The sequence below is a fragment of the Sporosarcina sp. G11-34 genome, from assembly GCF_026931025.1.
Genome location: NZ_JAHNZW010000009.1, coordinates 70506 through 88912 on the forward strand (window position 1 = coordinate 70506; position 18407 = coordinate 88912).

Sequence of the window (18407 nt, forward strand, 5' to 3'; positions counted from 1 at the left end):
TAATTAGAATGAAGTGTAAAATAATGCCCGGCGTGCCCTATTATTAGCGGTAATCTGTTAATATAAGAGTAAGGCTGTAGGCATTTAACGAAAATGATAACTGTTGATAATGTCATCGGGAAAGTAATTTGCCTTGCTTTGTATTGTTTTTTTCGCTAACAAAAAAATATTTTAAATCACGGGAGGAATTTATTGTGAAAAAAGCGTTACTTAACATTGATTACACAAATGATTTTGTCGCACCTGAAGGTAAATTAACTTGTGGTGAACCAGGACAGCAGCTACTAGCTTATATTTGTGAATTAACGAGTACATTCATCAACAACAATGACTTGGTAGTCTTTTCCATTGATTTACATAAAGAAAACGATGCATTTCATCCAGAAACGAAACAATTTCCACCACATAATATCGAGCATACAGAAGGACGGGAATTGTACAGCGATTTAAATAGCCTTTATCAAGATAATCAAAACAAGGATAATGTTTTATGGATGGACAAAACAAGGTACTCTGCTTTTACGGGAACAGACCTTGAACTTAAATTGCGTGAGCGCGGCATAAACGAACTTCATCTAGTAGGGGTTTGTACTGATATTTGTATTCTTCATACAGCAGTTGATGCCTACAATAAGGGATTTAAAATAGTTGTGCATGAAAACGGCGTTGCCAGCTTTAACCAAGCTGGGCATGACTGGGCTCTGAGTCATTTCAAATCGACATTGGGTGCAGAAGTTATTTAATAAGTAATGAAGGTGGAGAAGTAATATGGCGAGAATCGGTATTTATGGATCGTCATTCGATCCAGTGACGAATGTTCATTTATGGACGGCAAGTACAATTGCACATCGATGTAATTTAGATAAGGTCATTTTTCTACCCTCGTCAAGTAAGCGAACAGACAAGACTATGAATATAAGTGATCACCATCGTTGGAATATGGTGAAACTGGCGATTCGTGACAACGATAAATTTATAGCAGATGACTATGAGTTACAACAAGAAGCATGGAAAATCACAACCTATGAAACGCTTAAGTATTTCAAAGAATTATTTCCAAATGATGAAATTTATTTTGTCATGGGAGCGGATTTGTTGGTGGATATCGCAGCTGGAAAATGGGGGAATGGGAGTGCCCTTGTTAAAGAAAATAAGTTTATCGTCATGGCCCGTGATGGCATTGATATGCTACAAACCATCAGTAGATCGGCCATCTTAAGAAATAATGATGATGGAACGACATTTCACTTGCTTGATAAAGGCCTGTCAATGGAAATAAGCTCGACCTATATTCGTGAAGAGTTTGCTATGGACGGGGAACCACGTTATTTGCTCCCCGATTCTTGTTATTTTTATATAAAAGAGTACTCACTCTATGCTGATGAACATGAAAGATAACTTTACGCGGCATTTAAACAAAAAAGGAATCAGAGATGGCCTCTGATTCCTTTTAGTTTGAACTAAAGCTTAAACTTTTTTCCTCACCAGCAATATTATGCTAGCGGAAAGGATTAATGATAATCCAATCAACAAGATTAACCATAGATAATTTGGCGAAGAAGGTAACGGTGAAGCATCTAAGTCAGCATTATCTTTCGTACCGACTTCACTACTGTCTTCCATACTAATATTAGGCGCTTTTCCACCGCCAACTTTTAATTTTTCATTCGAAATATCTTCATCATCTTTGTTATCTTCGTCTGAAACCGGTGGTTCTAGAACAGTTACTGTACGTGTTTCTGTTGTTATATTACCGGCATCGTCTGTCACTGAATAGGTCTTCGTGTATTGGCCAGGCTTATTGGTATCTACCTCACCTGTAATGATGATTGCATCAGATAAATCCCGGTTCATCGCATCTTTTGCAGTTGCACCCATTTCTTCATAAACCCCACCCGCGTTTAGTTCGAAAGGGGTGTCCTCATCTAGCGTTATAACTGGTGGGCTAATATCTTTTTGGGATTCATTTTCCAAAACATTTACCACGCGATTAGCTGTTGCTGTATTCCCATTATTATCTACTACTGAATATGTTACATCATATTTACCAGGCTTAGTAGTGTCGACTTCTCCGGAAATTAAAATTGCTTTAGAAAGATCCCCATCGACATCATCTTCGGCAGTTGCGCCTAATTCTTCATACGTATCACCGACGAATAATTCAGTTGATTTGTCTCCAAGGATTGTAATGATGGGTGCGGCTAAATCTTCATTTATTTCTGAAACAATTACTATGCGTATAGCTGTCGCTTTATTGCCTGCCTTGTCTGTCACAGAGTAGAAAACACTGTATTGACCAGGTTTCGCAGTATTGACTTCATTAGAAATTACAATATCTCCTGACAAATCACCATCGATAGCGTCTGTCGCTGTTGCACCTGATTCGTTATAAATCTGGCCCATCGTTAACTCGATCGTATCATCGCCGACTAATGTGATTACGGGTGCATGTACGTCAACAATTTTTGGTAATTCACTTTCTGGCTGCCCACCAGAAAGTCGCAACGGTAGGCTAGAGATAAATTTATAAGTCTTTGGTGCTTGTAGTTGTAACTTGGATCTTCTTTCGCCGCCTAAATAATAATAACTAAATGACTCGGCAAAATATTCCTCGGTGTTTGTAAAATAAACACCCTGGAGAAAACCAGCTTGTTCCTCTTTATGTATTGTACTGAATTCTGCAGTATGGCTACTATAATTGAACACATGACTGTCGATAAGGTGAGCAAGTTCATGTAATTCAAGATTAATAGTACCGTGCCATTCGCTAGGATTACTGTAGCCAATTCTTGCCACTGCGGGATTACCGCCAGCACCAGGTACGTCATCCCAAGTCTTTCCGGTATTTTCCCAACCTCTTGGAATTTCGCCTCTAAGGAACTCGTACTCAGGTAGGTCCGTTAGTGGGAAGTTAATTAATTTTATTGTGAGGTTTCTTTCATAAAGAGCGTTAATAATAGATGGGTGAATTTGCCCTATACGCCCCTTCATACGAGCGGCTTCTCCTTGGTCGAAATCATCTTTTGTTTCAATAATAACAACTTGATCAAGCGTAATACTTTCAGCAGATGCGGTTAAAGAGAATGAAAAAAGCAATAAACTGCCGATAATTAAGAATATAAGTGCATTATAATGTTTGAAATGATTATCCATCTTGCCCCTCCTTTTACTATCACAATTGATAATATAATAGTAAAGTGGCATATATTAGTTACCATGCTGTTAGAATGAGCTTAACGAATGCACTTGATTATGTAAATACACTTTGAGCCCCAAAATTAGGAAGCTAACAGTATGTAATCGAGGTAAGTCATAAAATTACCGTTCTATGCAAATGAAACTTGTGCGCGACAAGGTTTTCGTTATCCACTTTACTTCTAAAGTGGGTCTAAACAATTAATATATACTCATTTACTGATATTATATAAAATGGCAGACATCAATCCAATTTATTGTTGTGTGGAAAATAACCACACTAGTTTCTGTATAGTTCTCTTCCCGAAATTATCAAAAGCAAACAAGAACAAACAAGAACAAAGAGCATATCCTAAAATGAGTGAATAATTGGTAATTTAGAGGTTCAATAGGTAAGATTAGTGTATAATTAGAATAATAAAAAAGTTTTCAACCCGAAAGAAATAATTGTAGTTGTAATAAGATGAGATAATAGGACATATAGTATCTTAATTGCAGGATCAATAATTGCTAACTTAGCTCACTGATTATTTTTAAAGAATTGAAGGACAAGCAATATCATGGTGATGAATATTAAAGTGAATTAATAAATACCAAGTCATTTAGTTATAAAATAGTCTTTTACGGGAATAGTAAGATGTAAAATTGTTTTAGTCTTCTACTACAATTTTTCTTGAAAAGGGGAGAAATCATAATGGCGGAAAACACTAATAAAACTTTGAATCAGAATGCCAAGACAAACGATACTAAGGTAATAAATAAACCAGTGGTGGAAATACGTGCTAAGCGACCATATATTTCGATTCCAATAGAGGTCACTTCCAAGGAATGGGGAAAAGCGAATGCCCTCGTTGAGGAAATATTCGCTTGGCTAGGAGAGAAGGGTGTTCAACCGAGTGGAGCCCCGTTCTATCGATATTTGGTAATTGGAGATACGGAGAAAAATTTCAAGCTTGAGGTCGGAGTCCCAATTACAAGCCCGATATTCGGCGATGACCATGTGATTACAGGCTCAATTCCTGCTGGTAAATACGCGACGCTGGTACATATTGGTCGTCCGGATCGCATTAGTAGTTCGTTCAATATTCTCGAAGAGTGGGCGAAAGAAAATGGAATTGAGTGGGATAACCAAATGGAAGGCGAAGATGAGGTTTGGGGTGGCCGGTTTGAGTACTATTTAACTGATCCAGCCGTTGAACCAGATCTTGAAAAGTGGTCGACAGAGATTTGGTTTAAAATCAAAGAATAGTAGGTTAAAATAGTAAAACTGTTCATCAATTGACAATATAATTGATGAACAGTTTTTTTGTCGTTACTAATATGGGTCTGCCTCATGGCCCTTTTCAACGGCTTTTCTAGGTGCTTTTTCACCATCTCGGTTGCCAAGAGGTTTCTGACTCGAACCGCCACTTGATGCTCGTGCCAAGCCTTCCCGTATCCGACGCCCATAATCAACGTCTGCTTCATCAGCGAGCGCCGTCATTTTATCTTGAATAATTGGATCACAATTTGAGAGGTCTGCTACCAAGTTTGAAATTAAATCCTCGCGTTCCCATTCTTCAAACATACGATAGGTTTCACCGGCTTGTTTTGTATTATTTTGTCTGTCGATTGGCTCTCTAACTAAATTACCTTCAATATATGGTTGATACTCCTTACCGACCTGTTTTGACTCTTGTAATCCGCCAAGACTTGATGGTTCATAGTTAATATGTGGATTTTGTCCTGGTGCCCGGTCGACTTTATATTGCATTTGTCCACCACTTTGATTTGTGGCGACTCGTTTCTTCGGTGCATTGATCGGAAGTTGTAAGTAATTCGCCCCGACACGGTGACGCTGTGTATCCGAGTAAGAGAATGTTCGTCCCTGAAGCATCTTATCTTCGGAAAATTCCAAGCCATCGACGAGGACACCTGTACCGAATGCAACCTGTTCGACTTCCGTGAAATAATCGACAGGATTTTTGTTTAACGTCATTTTTCCAACGGGTAACCATGGGAATTGATCTTCAGGCCACAGCTTAGTATCATCAAGTGGATCGAAATCAAGCTCAGGGTGGTCATCGTCACTCATAATTTGGACAAGGAGTTCCCATTCTGGATAATCTTCCCGCTTAATGGCGTCATATAAATCTTGGGTTGCGTGATTAAAGTTTTCACCTTGAATTTCACTTGCTTCTTTTTGTGTTAAGTTCTTAATGCCTTGCTTCGGCTCCCAGTGATACTTTACGAGAACTGCTTCACCTTCGCTATTTACCCATTTATAAGTGTTTACACCAGAACCCTGCATCATCCGGTAGTTGGCAGGAATGCCCCAAGGAGAATAACCGAATGTCACCATGTGAAAGGATTCTGGCGAATTGGAACAGAAGTCAAAAAAACGTTCACCATCTTGTATGTTCGTAATCGGGTCGGGCTTAAATGCGTGGATCATATCTGGGAATTTAATGGCATCGCGAATGAAGAAAATCTTCAAGTTATTTCCGACGAGATCCCAGTTACCATCTTCTGTATAAAATTTGACCGCAAAACCACGAGGGTCCCGCAGTGTTTCAGGGGAATGGTTACCGTGGATAACTGTAGAGAAACGAACGAAAACTGGCGTTTCATTTCCTTTTTTCTGAAACAACTTTGCGCGTGTATACTTTGATATTGGCTCATCCCCGGCTGTTCCATAAGCTTCGAAAATACCGTGAGCACCAGCGCCTCGAGCGTGAACGACTCTTTCAGGAATACGTTCCCTGTCGAAATTGCTAATTTTTTCAAGAAAATCGTAGTTTTCTAAAACGGCTGGTCCACGATTCCCTACTGTCCGTGAGTCTTGATTGTTCGTGACAGGGTGCCCTTGTCTATTTGTCAATGTATTCTCTAGTGCTTCATTCTGATCTTGATTTGTTGGATCTGTTGACAAATTACTTCCTCCTAATCGCCAAGATGATTTAGCAAGCATCTGTCTCTATACTCTTAACAAATTAGATGGAAATAATTCCTGTAACAGCTATTTAAATTCACAAAACAAAAGATACCTTTATTACCTTCAGAAATTAGTGTAGATTTGCGGGCTGTCCTCATATACATCTATAAAGTCACTTGAAGGTGGGGGTCTATTATCTTTTTGAAGAAAACAATTACCATACTAATTGGAAGCCTCTTAATTGCCATAGGAATCAATCTATTTCTCGTTCCGTACAAGTTATTAGAAGGCGGTGCGATAGGAATTAGTTTGGTATTTCATTACTTATTTGGTGTAAAGGTAGGACTAACATATCTTCTCATAAGTATCCCAATCTTTATTATTGCCTGGTTTTTTTATCGGACATTTTTCTATAATGGAATCCATGGCATGCTATTATCCTCACTAATTATCGATTTATTATATCCTTTACATTATCTCGGTAGGACCATGGCAATTGCTCCGATATTAAGTGCAGCACTAGGTGGAATATTTATAGGGGCAGGGGTAGGCATTATGTTTTTACATGATATTAGCGATGGCGGTATAGATTTACTGGCGCAAATGGTATCTAAGAAATTAAAATTAAACCCTGGGCTTGTCATTTTTGGTTTTGACATAGTTATTGTTTCCATAGGTAGCATGTTACTGATTTCCACACACTTAATATTGTCTTATGTGACTGTTTTGTTTGTGGGAGTTACGACTAGTTATATCGTTTCAAAAAAGAGTAGGCCCAGTACTCGTACTTGATTTTGGGTAAGTTTTTTCACCCCTCAACTATCATATATTAGATTAGGTATTGATAAAACGGGCGATTTTATTTTGAAAAAAGTTTTCTCTTTAAGTTTAAGTAGTTTTCAATTTCAAAAATTAAATAATAGAGATTTGCCCGTATTTCAAATTCTTCTCTTGTTTTCGGCAACTCTGTATTTTGGATTGTTTCTTTTAATTCCTTTAACTCATTTAATGAAGTTTTTGTAGTATTTCCTGAATGTACGTTTTCGCTTAAATTCTCTAAAAATGTTGCCAACATTTCTTTCTGTTTGACATGAAGGCTGGATGAAGAGAAAACAGCGACGATTTTCAGCATATGTTTTAGGAGTTCGAGCTGATCCTCTCGCATCTCTAAATAATAGTAGTCTTTGTTTTGTTTGCGTAACAGATGATTTTCTACATCTTGAATCGCAATATTCTTTGCCTGATTAATCAAATCCTCTACTTCAATTACTTCTTTCCCATCCCAGTTTCGCGTACTATCTCTTAAATGTGCTGAGAATTCAAAGAGAATAGCTTCGAACTTCTCTTCGATTTCTTGTTTGTAGTTATCAATATCTCTTTTGAAATTTGGCATAATGCTATTGACCAGAAGAGCGATTCCCATACCGATGATTATAATATATAACTCGTTCAGAAACGTAGCCAAACTTGCATCCTCAACAGCATAAAGATGTAATAAGATAACCATACTAGAAACAAAACCGGCCTGGATCCCAGCTCTTACAAGGATTGGAACAAATACTAATATAAAGAGAGCAAAGACAATGGGGGAGTATCCTAATACTTCAAAAAACAATGCACCAAGAAACATAGATAATAGAGAGGCAAAGAATTTATCTTTAATTGAAATAATTGTCTTTTTCTTTGTTTTCTCGATACTGATAATCACCATAATTGCTGCAAATGTTGCAAATTCCAGATTCAATAAACTAGCAATCCAAATTGCCAATCCCGCTCCGACAGCAGTTTTAATCGTCCGAAAGCCCATACCTTTCATATAAAGCACCATCCTATTATTTTCTATGTGAATGTTTGCAGGGGACCTGTTCTGCAAACATTCACGTTACTTCGTACATTTATACAAGTGTACAAACCATAACCTATTTGTAGCAGGTTGTAAGGAAGTTTTTTGGACAAATCTTCAATAGATCCTCTGCCCATAGTTTAACATGAAGTGAATGAATCGTGATCTATATCCTCAAATCATCGCTTAGCAATGGGCGGGACTAGCATTCATAATAACTCACAGATATTTTAAATATTATATTCGAAATTGACTTTGTTTCTGTCTTTAACTTATCTATTGCTATAATAGGAGAGTGTCCAAAGCTAAACTGTAGGTTTGGACTTTATTAATAAATAACATAGAATTTGATCCATAAGTCGGATCTTACAATCCAAGGAGTTGGAATGATAAATGAATCAGAAGGACATTGCAGCAATACGCAAGCAATTTAAGTTGAATACGGATTTACTGACGATTAATGATATTTACAAAGTGTATATTAGGCAAGAGACTAGCGAAATTTATCATGAGGAACACCAGTCATTTTCACTGTTGGATATAGAGCAACAGGAGTTATTTCTTGCCAACTTTAAAAAAGTATTAGGTGGTAAACTTGGCGTGAAGCTATTTGAAGTAAGGTTTCAGAGTCAAGCGGAGGAGCAAACAGATCATACGCAACAGCTTCTATATGATGGTCTTGATACGAAAGAAGTCGGTGATTGGAAAGCGAATATGCAACGAATCGCCCAAAAGATGGTTGAAGATGTTCAATATGAGAAGGACTTGGTTATTACGTTCATTCGTGGGGATTATTTCAAACCGACGAAACGACAGAGTGATGAGGTAGTGTCTGATCGGGATGAAGTATACACTACTCCCTTCATTCTCTGCAGCATGAACCAAACTGAACGGCCGAAACGGTCACTTGTATTTGATTTCACTGAGCGGGAATTTAAGTCGCCTATCATGCTCGATTCTATTATCAATCTTACTTCGCCAATTGGTGGATTTTTATTCCCGTGCTTCACGGACAACGCGGCAGACGTCAATAACATCCTTTATGCTGCCAGTAAAGCGAATAAACCTGATTTCGAATTTATTAAGAATGTGCTCGACGGCGAAGAAATCATGACGGCCGAAGATGATAAAGCCGTTTTTGAAGAGATTGTAAAAGAAGTAATTGGCGACCAAGTGAATACGCAAACCCTTGCCAGCGTATACGACGAGATCAAACGTATGATGGAAGTGGAGGAGGAGGAGGAAGAAGGATTCGTCCCTATCCTGGATACAGTAGAGGTGGCGCGCGTGTTGAGGGTTAGCGGGATGGAAGATGTGGATACTGAAAAAGTGGAAATAGCCTTCAAAAAGGTCATCGATGACGACACTTACGAATTAAAAGCGAGCCACGTCGTTCCTAGCTACACATCTAAATCCATTAAAATAAACACGAAAGTAGCTAATATTGCCATCAGCCCGCAAGATCTAAAATATGTTAAGCAGGTCAATGTCAACGGCAAGCGTTGTATATTAATTGAGGTTGAAGAAGACGCGATGATTGAAGGCTTTACGCTGTTAGAGGAAGAACTGTTAGAGTCTTAATAGCAGACGAATAAATATAACCAAAACGCTGCAGGTTACGAAGTTTGTTATCTACAGCGTTTTTTTGTGTTTTGGAAAAGTGAGTAGGGAATTGACTTAACTTCAAAATAACAGTCAAAGTGATATAATATAACTAGCGAAACAAATATATCCATCGGGGAGCATATCATAATGACGACAATTGGTTTTGTAAGACACGGTGTAACAGCTTGGAATAAGGAAGGACGATCTCAGGGGAATTCTGATATTCCATTGGACGAGGAAGGGATTCAAATGGCTGAATTCGTTGCAACGCGATTAGCCGATGAACAGTGGGATGTTATTTACTCGAGTCCCTTACTTCGTGCAAAGAAGACAGCAGAAATCATAGCAGAAAGAAAGCCTGCTATAGAATTAGTTTTAGACAATCGGTTACGTGAAACCGGTGGTGGACAAATTGAAGGAACTACGATGTCTGAACGGATTGAAAAATGGGGAGAATCTTGGCGTGAATTGGATCTGGATCAGGAGCCACACGAAGAAGTAGTTGCAAGAGGAATGGCCTTTATAGAAGATTTAAAGAGAAAACATCCAGGACAGAAAGTATTAGTTGTCAGTCACGGTAGTTTTATCGGCAAGGTAATAAGAACCCTAGTGCCAAAGAAAGAGTTGAATGACAAAATTGGCAACACATCTGTCACGCTCGTAAAACTTCAAGAAACAGAAAATTACTGCGAGCTATATAACTGTATGACGCATTTGCAAAAAGTCTAAAATGCTAATTGATAATAAAAGAGAAAAACACGATTAGGCAATCTAATCGTGTTTTTCCTCGTTAAGAATCCCTTGGACTGTTGATTCTACTTCTTCGCGGGTCATTTTTTCATGCCCACTTTTTAATGTATTTAATGTTCTCTTTGCTAAAGCAAGTGGAATTTTACAGAACAATAAAATGTTTTTTGTATTAATCGACTCAATATATTCATCGGCTTTATTTAAATTTGTTGTTGCGTATTCGAACATATCATCATGGGTCCAACCATCGGGCATAAATTGGACACCACGGTCGGCGTCTTCATCTTGATTACGAAGGATATTGACCGCTTGCAAACCGCGACCATAGCCAATAGCCAAATCTCGATTGGTTTTTGTGCCATCATAACGCTCCCATATATCTGAAAGCATGATTCCCACTAGACCAGCAACGTAAAAAGTGTATTCGTCTAAATCTTCTTTTGTTTTTACTATCCAATCCCTTTCGACCCAACGAGCCATTCCAGCTGCCATTATGCTTGTCGACTCTTTAATTTTGTCGATAATGTCCTCTGGGCATACGGAAAGCCAATCGCCTAATCTTAGTGTTACTTCGGGTAAAATTTCTTCGTAAGGTTTTAGCATCCTAAGATAGGCTTCATTATCAAATTCATTTTGTAAAAGTTCGCTAGTTGAAAGAAGAAGATGCTGTTTTACTTCAGATTCCAAACCTTCGTGATCTTCGATTTCATCAATCGCACGCATACATAAATACGCAGAGCCTACCGTTTTTCTGAGCGTAGGATTAAGCATTTTAATCGGAATATAAAAGGTTCTACTTGTCAATTTTAATACATGCATGGCTTCTTTTTGTAATTTAGCATCAATGCTCATTTTAAATTCCCCCTTGACTACGTAGTGGTGTATATATTTAGAATATGGGTAACCTGTCCTAATTAATACTTTTGAAGTAATTCAAATATATAGTTTAATAACCCCATTGTACAGGGTAAGTAAGGAGTTGTCAGCTATCATTGTTGTGTTTATTCGTTGAACATATATATAATTCAACGTTTGAAATGCTTACCTTGACAAATTACCTTGAATTCGAGATACTTATTGTAAGGTTAATACACTAAAATTAAGGGAAAAAAAGGGAGTTAATAATTATGACGATGAAAACACTAGGTATTCACCATATTACTGCGATTGTCGGTGATCCACAGGAAAATGTTGATTTTTATGCAGGCGTTTTAGGATTGCGATTAGTTAAGAAAACAGTAAACTTTGGAGATAAAGTTAGGTATCACTTATATTTTGGAAACGAGGGTGGGAAACCGGGAACATTAATAACCTTTTTCGCTTGGCCGGGTGCTGAAAACGGTAAAGTAGGCGATGGCCAAGTTGGCGTGTCTTCTTATGTAGTTCCAATTGGCTCTATGAACTTTTGGGAACAGAGACTTGGAAAGTTTAATGTCTCATATACAAAGACAGAGCGTTTTGGAGAACAATACATGCAATTCGAAGATCCACACGGCCTGCGTTTAGAAATTGTTGAACGTGAAGAAGGTGCTAATAGCGAGTGGGAATTTGGCGGGGTTACTCGGGACGTAGCCATTAAAGGGCTCGGTGGGGCGACGCTGTTTTCCTCACAAGCTTCTAAAACAGCTAACGTATTAGAAAGCGTGATGGGATTTGACCTTGTTGCTAATGAAGGGGATTATACCCGTTTCAGGTCCGCAAGTGATTTAGGTAATGTTATCGATGTACTTTCGACTTCGATTGGTAAAGGTGTAAATGGTCCGGGAGTAGTTCACCATATTGCATGGCGTACGAATGATGATACCGAGCAGTTAGCGTGGAAAAAGCATGTTGAAAATGATGGTTTTGATGTGACAGATGTTAAGGACCGAAATTATTTTAAAGCGATTTATTTTAGAGAACACGGCGGCATCCTTTTTGAAATTGCGACAGATGGACCTGGATTCGCACATGACGAATCACTGGAGACAATGGGTGAGAGTATTATGCTTCCAGAGCAATTTGAAAACGAAAGAGAAAAGCTAGAAGAGATATTAATTCCGGTGAAAGCACGAGAATTAGAATAAAGAAAGAGTTGTCAGATTGATTTCAATTGGTCTATAAGTGTTCAAAGGTCTTTAGTGTGATGGGAAACTTTAATAGCCAAATAGGTAAACAAACAATAAAAGCCTTTGGAATATAAAAGAGGCTTTTATTTGTCTTAAGATACCTATTACCGAATAATTCAACTGCAAATTCACCTACCTTGAGTCTTCCATTGAGCAATAAAAGAAGGATTTAAATAATTAATATAGAAGAAGAGCAGTAGTGTGTATGAATTGGAGGGGGCTCATTAAATGGAGTTAGGATTAAGGGGAAATGAAGTCAAAATCGTACCTTACTCACAAAAATGGCGTGACGAATTTTTAAAGGTGAAGAAGGAAATTCATCAACACACCAAGCTAGAGGAAAACCGGATTGAGCATATGGGAAGTACGGCGGTTGAAGGAATGCAGGCCAAACCCATCATAGATATATTAGTTGGGGTAGATGATCTAACAGTGCTTGACCCATCTATTGCTGATGGACTTAAAGCCATTGGATTTTACCGTTTAAGAGTGGATAGACCAGGGGAAATTGTTTGTGCTAAATTTAAGGATGATACTTATGAAGAGAAAACCCATTTCATTCACCTTGTAGAATACAGGGAAGAGCTGTGGGAAAACTTATTGTTTTTCAGGGACTATTTAATCGCTCATGAAGAAGCACGTGAAAAATATACGGACTTAAAGCTGGATTATTTAGAGAAAAGCTCTACTGGTATAAATGACTACACCAACCATAAAGAGGCCTTTGTGAAAAGTATCTTTACAAAAAGAAATATATAGGAACATTATTTTCTGAACTATTGTAATATCAAATGCCGAACATAAATGTTCGGCATTTGATATTAGATTTAATTCCTGAATAGGTAGAAGATAAATCAGCTTCTACTTTTATCATACAAGACCAGCTTCGTATATATCGTTTCTAGGACTGGAACAGGAATGTTATGTACTTTTGCGTGTTGTAGTAGGAATCCTTGAAGATGGTCTGCTTCTAACGGAAGTAGTTTTTCCATATCACGTTGCATCGAGGATTTTAAATCGTATCCCATTCCACTTATTTTTTGGAATAAGTCCGACGCGATGGTTTCTTTAATAGGTGCATTAATTATATTCATAATCATTGTTATTTCTTCCAAGAGGATGGTAACGGTATTGCGTCCGCTTTCTAGATCCATAATGGGTCCGATTGGAGATTCCATAAGGGAAGTAATTCCTGACAAGGCCGTGATGAACAAATACTTTTGCCACATATCTTGATTGATATTATCACTGTATTCAAAATCAGCATTTGCGCCACTGAACACTGATTGTAGCTTTTGGATACGAGGAGTTTCTTCACCCGAAAGTTCACCAAAAATCAGATGGTGAAGAGGACCTTTTTGACAGATTGTCCCATGTTCGTCGAGTGTTGTCTCGATAAAACAAAGCCCGCCAATAATAGCCTTCTCGCCGAAAGCTTCGGTTAATAAATTAATATGTGCTATGCCGTTAAGAAGTGGAAGAATCGTTGTGTCATCATTTACAAAAGGTCTGAGATCTTCGATAGCCTGTTTTAGATGATAGGACTTAGTTGAAATCAGTACCAAATCAAATGTCTCATTGGGGGCATCTGCCGTAATTAAGCGGGGAATCAGCTCAGCATTCCCGTGAATGCTTTCAATATTTAAACCCGTTTGGTTTAGTAAATCTTTTCTTTTTTCCCTGACAAGAAAAGTGACATTAACACCATTCTCCAATAACCTGGCACCAAAGTAGCCGCCAATTGCACCAGCTCCAACAACTAGAATCTTCATATTATTTTCCCCCTTGTATCGAGTGTGGTAATCCTAGTTTACATTAGTCAAGATTATAAGAGTATTTAATAAAAAGACGATAGTAAGCCAAAACTGAATTTGGCCTACCATCGTTTATTTTAATTATTTGATTGTGAAATACTTTTCGCCTAATACTTCGTTGGTGTCATATTTAACAGAAGTTAATTGTTCGCTGACAAATGTTTCAACAGCTGGTTGTTCGATTGAAAAGTACTCTTCAATCTCGCGCGAGAATAATGTTTTCTCTTTTATCATTAAGTTTTCCAAAGTGGATAGCTTTTCAGGTAATACTGTTTTAGTAGGGATTAGTTTTTCAAGTGCGCTTGTATAGTCCTCGAATGTACGAGCTCCGACAATGCGAACGCCTTTTTTCTCCTCATTAATCATAACGATTGTTGGGAACCCACTAACGCCTAATTCACGAACTAGCTTGAAGTCTTCCTGTAATGAAGTATTGGCTTCTGGTAGCTTAGATTGTTTAAGGATTTCTTTGCCATTGAGTCCAACTCGGTTAACGAGATCGATTAACATGTCATCTTTTGCAATGTTATGGTTGAAAGCAAACAGTTCTTCACGTGCACGGCGTAAAAATGTATCTGCATGTGCTTGGCTAGTTTTCTGAATCACTTTATAAACACGCGAAGGAATAAATGAAGATTCGACTGGGTTATCGTGCCACAGCGTTCCGTCAATCGGCATGCGCGAATGGTCGCCAACTTCTCTCCAATGGCCTGCAACGTCTCCAGGGCTTGAAATGCCATTACTTACATCTGCGAAGCCATCCCAACTTTCGAGTAGTCCGCCCATAAGTGTGTGCATATTGAAGTATTGGCCATATTGGTCGACAAATTTACGAAGGACTGGTTCAAGTGCCCAACAATGTGAACAGATTGGATCTGTCACATAATAAAGGTCAACAGTCTTATCCGGTGCAGATAAATCGATAAATTCCATTGTACCTTCAGCTTCGCCGCCAGCGGGTCCGCAAACGCCTGTTTCTAAATCACACATCATATTGTTTTTCGTATTCATATAAATTCCTCATTTCATTAGTTTGTATGTTCTAAATTAAGCTCAATATTATTAAGTGCCCACTCTTGAATAGGTTGAAGCGCGAGTGATAACTCCTGTCCTATCTCAGTCAGCTGATAAGAAATTGTTACTGGTGTTCCAGAAGTCACATTTTTAACGACTAGATTATGTTCAGCTAACTCGGTTAATTTCATTGAAAGAGCACGGGATGTGATATCCGTCAAATCACGTTTTATACCAGAGAATTGTGCCGTATAATCTGGACAATTAAACAAGTAGTGAATAATGAGTCCATTCCACCGGCGTCCTAAAATCTCGAACGAAGACTCTAAATAGGGACATATTTTAATGAGTATCACCTCCACATAATAATTTAATTATATGCAGGTATACAAAGTATATCAAGTATAAGGATTACACCGTAAAGAAGCCTTGTTCAATTGAGGCACTTGAAAAATACTTACTTGAAAAACTACTATCTTAAAACATTCTTTAATTTGTAGGGTAGCTACAAAGTTCAATTAAAGTTCCATCAGTTGAAGCAGGATTAATATAAATGAGTTTTCTTCCAAGTGCGTTGGTGCGAAGTGTGTCCTCTAGGAAACGCGTTCCTTTTTCTTTTGCCTCGAGTATGGCCTTGTCCAAATCGTCAACGCGATATGCGATATGGTGCACGCCTTTTCCTCGTTGCTTTATAAACCGTGCCATTGGAGAGTCCTTGTTGGTTGGAGCCAATAATTCAATGATCTTATCATCAGTTCTGACCACAGCTACATGCACCTCAACTCCAGGTGTATCACTCGTATAACGGTCCTCCAACACACCGTTTAATACATTAAGGTAAAAGGGAAGTGCATCCTCGATATTTCTAACGGCAATTCCAACGTGATCTAAAACGTAAAACAATATAGTTCCTCCCTTAAACATGATTATCATTAATGAAGGCTAAGCCTATTCATATTAAAACTAAACATTCTGTTGAAAATGAAATGAAAGTCAATAGAAAAACACTGCGAATTGCAGTGTTTTAAAGTGTAGACTATTAATCAATCCAAGTTGTCAGTTCTTTTGCGTCGGTTCTTTTTATAGGAGCTAACTCTACATCAGGATATCCGAGGTAAATAAATGCGACAACTTCACCGTCTTCAGATAGGTCGAAAAACTTCGTGATTTTAGGATTATAGCATATCGAGCCTGTTCGCCAAATCGCGCCAAGTCCTAGTGCATGCGCTGTTAACAACATGTTTTGAATGGCGGCATGAACAGCTGCATGTTCTTCTTGTGGAATGACGTTATGTTTTTCAGTCGGTTCAACGCCTACCGCAATTACAACGGGAGATCTTAAAGGATTTTTTTGAACTCGCTCAATTTTTTTCAAGCTTTCCTCAGAAGTTGGATCGTCTTGTCGAGCCCCAATTATTTCACCAAAAACATTGCCCAACTTCGCACGGCCTTCTCCTGTTAAAACAAAGAATCTCCAAGGTTCAGTTCGAAAGTGATTAGGTGCATAAGTTCCTGCTTCAATAACTTGTTCAATAAGTTCTGTGGGAACAGCTTTATCACTAACAAGTGGTTTACTTCTACGTGTTTTAATCGCTTCGTGTATGTTCAATTTAATAACCTCTTTCTATTCCGTAATGGCTTCCTCTCTTAAGTATAGCGATATCTAGCAGATTAATCATGATAAAAGATTATATGATAGATATTAATTCAAATATATTGAATATAGTCTATACTTATTTGAATAGGTAAATAGTAATTAGTTGAGAGTGAGTTGAGAAGTAGAGATGACAACAAAAACAAAGTCAGTAATTGGGAATCCAGTTTATCCTATAATCTTCGCTATTGGGGGTGTTCATTTACTGAATGATTCTTTGCAAGCTGTTATTCCCGCGATGTTTCCCATTCTCGAAAAAAGTATGGGGTTAACTTTTACGCAACTTGGATTAATCGCTTTCGCATTGAATATGGTGGCGTCTGTATTGCAGCCCGTCATCGGATATTTAAGTGATAGAAAACCGAAACCATTTGCACTACCTATTGGAATGACTTTTTCCATGGTCGGTATGGCCGGGCTTGCATTCGCGCCTGAATATTGGATGATTCTAGTCTTCGTAATTTTTCTTGGATTTGGATCGGCCGTTTTCCACCCAGAAGGGTCGCGTGTATCGTTCATGGCGGCAGGGTCGAAAAGGGGACTAGCGCAGTCAATCTATCAAGTAGGTGGGAATACAGGACAAGCACTCGCACCTCTAATAAGTGCTTTTATATTGGTTCCATTGGGTCAAAAAGGAGCAGCTATATTTATATTGGTCGCAGCGCTTGCGATATTTATTTTGATGAAAATATCTAGATGGTATAAGGAACAGCTAATACAGGAGAAATTAAACAATCGTAAACGTGTAATCCTATCTTCTATGGAAAATTTAACAAGAAAACAAATAGGCATTGCACTCGGTTTACTGTTATTTATTATTTTTGCAAGATCATTTTACGTGATTAGCATTACGAACTTTTACATATTCCACCTCATAAAAAATTATGGACTGACAATTTCACAAGGACAAATATGTATATTTATATTTCTTGCACTCGGCGCGGCGGGCACATTTTTTGGCGGTCCAATGGCTGACAAAATTGGCCGTAAAAATGTCATTGTACTTTCGCTAGCGGTACCTATTCCACTTTGTCTATTATTGCCTTATGTACAGTTATGGGCAGTTATTTTGTTATTGGCCTTAATTGGCTTCACTATCATGCTTAGTTTTTCAGTCACGGTCGTTTATGCACAAGAACTTGTACCGAGTAAAATTGGTACAATGTCTGGGTTAACTGTAGGCCTTGCATTTGGAATGGGCGCAATTGGTTCTGTTGTAATTGGAATACTGATGGATCAGATTGGAATTTATGAAACGATGATTGTCATTTCATTCTTACCGATAATTGGCCTTGTCGGTTTAGGACTTCCGAAGGATCAGAAAATAGTTGCTGGATAAGATTAATGTAGATAGATATGAGATGAAAAGCTAAATAACAGCCCAATCTAGTTGGAAATACTAAATTGGGTTATTTTTAAATGGTTATGTATTGATTAAAAACAGTGGCTTATTCCGGCTAATTTTCTTATAATGAGGAGTCGGCATAATTTAGGCATGTCGGTTAGGAAG

At 38.1% G+C, this 18407-nt stretch carries 18 protein-coding genes; 9 read left to right on the top strand and 9 right to left on the bottom strand.

Annotated elements, in window-relative coordinates; genetic code table 11:
• Positions 1 to 194: 194 nt before the first annotated feature.
• Positions 195 to 743, top strand: a complete 549-nt coding sequence (locus KSU66_RS14205) for a cysteine hydrolase family protein (protein WP_269052128.1) — start codon at positions 195 to 197, stop codon at positions 741 to 743.
• A 25-nt stretch (positions 744 to 768) separates the two neighbouring features.
• Positions 769 to 1398 (top strand): nicotinate (nicotinamide) nucleotide adenylyltransferase, encoded by a 630-nt coding sequence (gene nadD / locus KSU66_RS14210; RefSeq protein WP_269052129.1) that lies wholly within the window; start codon positions 769 to 771, stop codon positions 1396 to 1398.
• Between the two features lie 69 nt (positions 1399 to 1467).
• Here the strand turns inward: nadD and KSU66_RS14215 are convergent, their stop codons facing one another.
• A complete protein-coding gene (locus KSU66_RS14215; protein ID WP_269052130.1) occupies positions 1468 to 3153 on the bottom strand; it encodes an immunoglobulin-like domain-containing protein in 1686 nt (561 codons plus the stop codon).
• Between the two features lie 736 nt (positions 3154 to 3889).
• Between KSU66_RS14215 and KSU66_RS14220 the strand changes: the two genes are divergently transcribed.
• The gene (locus KSU66_RS14220; protein WP_269052131.1) at positions 3890 to 4444 is read left to right on the top strand and encodes a GyrI-like domain-containing protein; all 555 of its coding nucleotides are present in this window, start codon (positions 3890 to 3892) and stop codon (positions 4442 to 4444) included.
• A 66-nt stretch (positions 4445 to 4510) separates the two neighbouring features.
• Here KSU66_RS14220 and KSU66_RS14225 read toward each other — a convergent pair whose 3' ends face one another.
• On the bottom strand, positions 4511 to 6145 hold the full coding sequence (locus KSU66_RS14225) for a catalase (RefSeq protein ID WP_443028979.1): 1635 nt from the start codon (positions 6143 to 6145) through the stop codon (positions 4511 to 4513).
• Positions 6146 to 6310: 165 nt separating this feature from the next.
• Here KSU66_RS14225 and KSU66_RS14230 point away from each other — a divergent pair, with 165 nt between their 5' ends.
• Positions 6311 to 6901 carry a YitT family protein gene (locus tag KSU66_RS14230; protein WP_329958827.1) on the top strand — a complete coding sequence of 197 codons (591 nt, stop codon included), beginning with the start codon at positions 6311 to 6313 and terminating at the stop codon, positions 6899 to 6901.
• A 67-nt stretch (positions 6902 to 6968) separates the two neighbouring features.
• Here the strand turns inward: KSU66_RS14230 and KSU66_RS14235 are convergent, their stop codons facing one another.
• The gene (locus KSU66_RS14235) at positions 6969 to 7925 is read right to left on the bottom strand and encodes an aromatic acid exporter family protein (protein WP_269052133.1); all 957 of its coding nucleotides are present in this window, start codon (positions 7923 to 7925) and stop codon (positions 6969 to 6971) included.
• Positions 7926 to 8345: 420 nt separating this feature from the next.
• Here KSU66_RS14235 and KSU66_RS14240 point away from each other — a divergent pair, with 420 nt between their 5' ends.
• Both KSU66_RS14240 and KSU66_RS14245 read left to right on the top strand, forming a co-directional pair.
• Positions 8346 to 9533, top strand: a complete 1188-nt coding sequence (locus tag KSU66_RS14240) for a DUF4317 domain-containing protein (protein ID WP_269052134.1) — start codon at positions 8346 to 8348, stop codon at positions 9531 to 9533.
• A 171-nt stretch (positions 9534 to 9704) separates the two neighbouring features.
• Positions 9705 to 10286, top strand: a complete 582-nt coding sequence (locus KSU66_RS14245) for a histidine phosphatase family protein (protein ID WP_269052135.1) — start codon at positions 9705 to 9707, stop codon at positions 10284 to 10286.
• Positions 10287 to 10328: 42 nt separating this feature from the next.
• Here the strand turns inward: KSU66_RS14245 and KSU66_RS14250 are convergent, their stop codons facing one another.
• A complete protein-coding gene (locus KSU66_RS14250) occupies positions 10329 to 11159 on the bottom strand; it encodes a phytoene/squalene synthase family protein (protein WP_269052136.1) in 831 nt (276 codons plus the stop codon).
• 275 nt (positions 11160 to 11434) lie between these two features.
• Here KSU66_RS14250 and KSU66_RS14255 point away from each other — a divergent pair, with 275 nt between their 5' ends.
• Positions 11435 to 12373: a ring-cleaving dioxygenase gene (locus KSU66_RS14255; RefSeq protein WP_269052137.1), complete on the top strand. Its 939-nt coding sequence runs from the start codon at positions 11435 to 11437 to the stop codon at positions 12371 to 12373.
• 270 nt (positions 12374 to 12643) lie between these two features.
• Positions 12644 to 13174 carry a GrpB family protein gene (locus KSU66_RS14260; protein ID WP_269052138.1) on the top strand — a complete coding sequence of 177 codons (531 nt, stop codon included), beginning with the start codon at positions 12644 to 12646 and terminating at the stop codon, positions 13172 to 13174.
• Between the two features lie 95 nt (positions 13175 to 13269).
• Here KSU66_RS14260 and KSU66_RS14265 read toward each other — a convergent pair whose 3' ends face one another.
• The 5 genes from KSU66_RS14265 to KSU66_RS14285 all read right to left on the bottom strand — a co-directional run bounded on the left by KSU66_RS14265 (position 13270) and on the right by KSU66_RS14285 (position 16852).
• The gene (locus tag KSU66_RS14265) at positions 13270 to 14187 is read right to left on the bottom strand and encodes a ketopantoate reductase family protein (RefSeq protein ID WP_269052139.1); all 918 of its coding nucleotides are present in this window, start codon (positions 14185 to 14187) and stop codon (positions 13270 to 13272) included.
• A gap of 123 nt (positions 14188 to 14310) precedes the next feature.
• Positions 14311 to 15240, bottom strand: a complete 930-nt coding sequence (locus tag KSU66_RS14270; protein WP_269052140.1) for a DsbA family protein — start codon at positions 15238 to 15240, stop codon at positions 14311 to 14313.
• Between the two features lie 17 nt (positions 15241 to 15257).
• Positions 15258 to 15590 carry a winged helix-turn-helix transcriptional regulator gene (locus tag KSU66_RS14275; RefSeq protein WP_269052223.1) on the bottom strand — a complete coding sequence of 111 codons (333 nt, stop codon included), beginning with the start codon at positions 15588 to 15590 and terminating at the stop codon, positions 15258 to 15260.
• Positions 15591 to 15732: 142 nt separating this feature from the next.
• The gene (locus tag KSU66_RS14280) at positions 15733 to 16146 is read right to left on the bottom strand and encodes a VOC family protein (protein ID WP_269052141.1); all 414 of its coding nucleotides are present in this window, start codon (positions 16144 to 16146) and stop codon (positions 15733 to 15735) included.
• A 136-nt stretch (positions 16147 to 16282) separates the two neighbouring features.
• Positions 16283 to 16852 carry a nitroreductase family protein gene (locus tag KSU66_RS14285; protein ID WP_269052142.1) on the bottom strand — a complete coding sequence of 190 codons (570 nt, stop codon included), beginning with the start codon at positions 16850 to 16852 and terminating at the stop codon, positions 16283 to 16285.
• A gap of 175 nt (positions 16853 to 17027) precedes the next feature.
• Here KSU66_RS14285 and KSU66_RS14290 point away from each other — a divergent pair, with 175 nt between their 5' ends.
• Positions 17028 to 18236 carry an MFS transporter gene (locus KSU66_RS14290; protein WP_269052143.1) on the top strand — a complete coding sequence of 403 codons (1209 nt, stop codon included), beginning with the start codon at positions 17028 to 17030 and terminating at the stop codon, positions 18234 to 18236.
• Positions 18237 to 18407: the final 171 nt, after the last annotated feature.